The organism is Falsiroseomonas oryzae (genome assembly GCF_027856955.1).
Lineage (GTDB): Bacteria > Pseudomonadota > Alphaproteobacteria > Acetobacterales > Acetobacteraceae > Falsiroseomonas > Falsiroseomonas oryzae.
In genome coordinates, this window is sequence record NZ_JAPSMD010000574.1 from 1 (window position 1) to 2780 (window position 2780).

A 2780-nucleotide genomic window follows, 5' to 3' on the forward strand; every position below is an offset into this window, starting at 1 on the left:
GCCGCCGCGGCGCGGCGCAGCGCCCGATGCGCCGTGTCAGCGCGGCCGAGCGCAGCCGGCAGCTCGCGCCACGGGCCCCTGGAACAGGCGACCCAGAACACCGCATCCCAGGTGGCGCGAAGGTCGCGCGGCGGCCGGCCCGGCCCGTCGCGGCGCAGCACGGCCGCCAGCGCCGTCCATTCCGCTTCCGTCATCGGCCGCCAGGGGATCGGGGCGGTGGGGCGGAGGGGGAAGGCAGGCGGCGGCGTCATGGCGGGCTCCGGGGCGGAGCGTGGAGATTATAGGAATATTGTCACTTAATGCAAGCCCGGTCCTGCCGGCACCGGACAAGATCGGCCGGGCGGGGCGCGGTGGCCGAACCCGGGTCGGCGCCCCGGCGTTTCCGCGACCCCTGGGCAGGCGGCCGGCCGGTGGCCCGTCGACTGTCCGCCACGCAAAGGAGAGCCGCGATGGGCCTGTTCTCGAAGACGATCAACACGCTGGACGACCTGTTCGTCCATACGCTGCAGGACATCTACTACGCCGAGCAGCAGATCGCGAAGAACCTGCCGACCATGGTGCAGAAGGCGACGGATCCGCAGCTGAAGCAGGCGCTGCAGCAGCACCTGACGGAGACGGAACACCAGGTCACGCGGCTGGAGCAGGTGTTCCGCATGCACGGCCAGCCCGTGAAGGGCACGACCTGCGCCGCGATGGACGGCATCATCGAGGAGGCGAAGGACATCCTCGGCGTCGCCAACGACAACGACGTGAAGGATGCCGCGATCATCTCGGCGGCGCAGGCGGTCGAGCATTACGAGATCACGCGCTACGGGACGCTGGTCGCCTATGCGCGCGAGCTCGGCCGGCAGGACTGCGCCACGCTGCTGCAGCAGACGCTGGACGAGGAACATGCCGCGGACAGGAAGCTGACGGCGCTTGCCGAGAGCCGCGTGAACCGCAAGGCCGCCTGACGGTAAGGCAGCAACGCCCGCGCCGGTCCGGCGCGGGCGTGATGCGGCGGGAAGGCGCTTCCTCCCCGCCCGTCCCGGGCTAGAGGATAAAGTCCTGCTGCGTGGCGTCCTGGCGCAGCGTGTGCAGGCCGAGCAGCTCCACTTCCATGTCCACCAGGCCGTCGCCGTTGATCTCGAGCTGCAGGACGGTGCTGGTGCCCTGCGCCTCGTAGCGCAGCTGCCCGCCCTGGCCCTTGCCGACGGTGAAGCCATCCGTGCCGACGAAGCGGAAGGCCTCGTTGGTCAGCCCGCCGAGCCGCGCATCGATGAGCGAGAAGTCGAGCACGTCGCCGGCCTGGAAATCCTCCACCACGTCGCGCAGCCCGGCGCCGACGCCGCTGTCGCGCGGCGCGGTGGCGCTGCCGAGGCGGCTCCAGACGAAGGTGTCGGCGCCGTCGCCGCCGCGCAGGATGTCGCGGCCGGTGCCGCCTTCCAGCAGGTCCGCGGAGAAGCCGCCGGAGAGCGTGTCGCTGCCGTCGCCGCCATGCAGCGCGTCGGCGCCGCCATCGCCGGAGAGGTTGTCGTCGCCGGCATCGCCCTGAAGCGTGTCGTTGTCGAAGCTGCCGGACATGGTGTCGTTGCCGAGGCCGCCGCGCAGCAGGTCGTTGCCGTAGCCGCCATGCATCTCGTCGGTGCCGGCTTCACCGTCCAGCGTGTCGTGGCCGTCGCCGCCGGTCATCACGTCGTTGTCGTTGCCGCCGTTCAGCTGGTCGTCGCCGGCATTGCCGTGCAGCGTGTCGTTGCCCGCGCCGCCTTCCAGCGTGTCGGCGCCGGCGCCCGTCGCGCCCAGCACGTCGCCGGTGAGCAGGTCGCCTTGCAGGCCGCCGCGCAGGAGGTCGGCGCCGGAGCCGCCCTGCAGCACGTCGTTGCCGTCGCCGCCATCCAGCGTGTCGCGCCCGGCGCCGCCGTCCATCGAGTCGCGGCCGGACTCGCCGGCCATGCTGTCGTTGCCCAGGCCGCCGTTCATCGTGTCGTTGCCGTAGCCGCCTTCCAGCGTGTCGTTGCCGTCCAGGCCGAGCAGCGTGTCGTTGCCGTCGCCGCCCGCGAGGAGGTCGGAGTCGGCACCGCCGTCCAGCCGGTCGTTGCCGACGCCGCCGCGCAGCGTGTCGCGGCCGCTGCCGCCGAAGAGCTGGTCGTTGTCCTCGAAGCCTTCGAGCTGGTCGTCGCCGCTGCCGCCTTCCAGCGTGTCGTTGCCCCAGTGGCCGAACAGCGTGTCGTTCTCGGCGCCGCCGCGCAGCAGGTCGGCGCCGTAGCTGCCGGAGAGGTAGTCGTGGCCGCTGTCGCCATCCAGCGTGTCGGCGCCGGTGCCGCCGAAGATGAGGTCATCGCCCTCGAAGCCGCGGGCGCGGGTGTCGCTGTCCGTGAGGAAGATCGTCTCGCCGAACATGCCGCTGGCGCGCCAGGCGGTGAAGTCGTCGCCGGCCTTGGCGTGGTAGGTGATCAGGCTCATCGTCGCTCTCCGTCCCCTGTGCCGCGGTCTGCGGCGTGGGGGAAGGATGCGGCGGGATGGCGGGGATGGGCTGTTCCGCCGGTGACAGGCCGTGCGGGCCGGGGATCAGCCCGGCCGGACCGCCGCCGCGCGCCGCGGCCTCAATGCGCCACGGCGCGCGCGGCCGCTGCGTAGCCGATGCGGCGTTCCGGCGGGACGGGATGGCGGCCGGCGACGCGTTCCAGCAGCAGCCGCGCATCGCCGTGCAGGCCGGCCTGCATCGCGGCATCCAGGAACAGCTGCTCCAGCACGTCCTGCTGCGCGTGGCTGCCGCCGAGGCGGTGCAGCCCGCCGAGCGC

General features: G+C 72.5%; 4 protein-coding genes. 1 reads left to right on the forward strand and 3 read right to left on the reverse strand.

Annotation, left to right across the window (positions count from 1 at the left end; translation table 11 throughout):
• Positions 1–251: transposase (locus OZN99_RS29030; RefSeq protein WP_270938697.1), on the reverse strand; the 251-nt coding region annotated here is incomplete at its 3' end.
• Positions 252–449: 198 nt separating this feature from the next.
• Between OZN99_RS29030 and OZN99_RS29035 the strand changes: the two genes are divergently transcribed.
• Complete coding sequence (locus OZN99_RS29035; RefSeq protein ID WP_270938698.1) at positions 450–953, forward strand: YciE/YciF ferroxidase family protein; 504 nt, start codon at positions 450–452, stop codon at positions 951–953.
• 79 nt (positions 954–1032) lie between these two features.
• Here OZN99_RS29035 and OZN99_RS29040 read toward each other — a convergent pair whose 3' ends face one another.
• Positions 1033–2442, reverse strand: a complete 1410-nt coding sequence (locus tag OZN99_RS29040) for a calcium-binding protein (RefSeq protein ID WP_270938699.1) — start codon at positions 2440–2442, stop codon at positions 1033–1035.
• A 140-nt stretch (positions 2443–2582) separates the two neighbouring features.
• Positions 2583–2780: hypothetical protein (locus OZN99_RS29045; RefSeq protein ID WP_333779783.1), on the reverse strand; the 198-nt coding region annotated here is incomplete at its 5' end.

Coding starts and splice junctions, on each gene's coding strand:
- OZN99_RS29035 (WP_270938698.1), top strand. CDS start 450: ATGGGCCTGTTCTCGAAGACGATCAACACGCTGGACGACCTGTTCGTC.
- OZN99_RS29040 (WP_270938699.1), bottom strand. CDS start 2,442: ATGAGCCTGATCACCTACCACGCCAAGGCCGGCGACGACTTCACCGCC.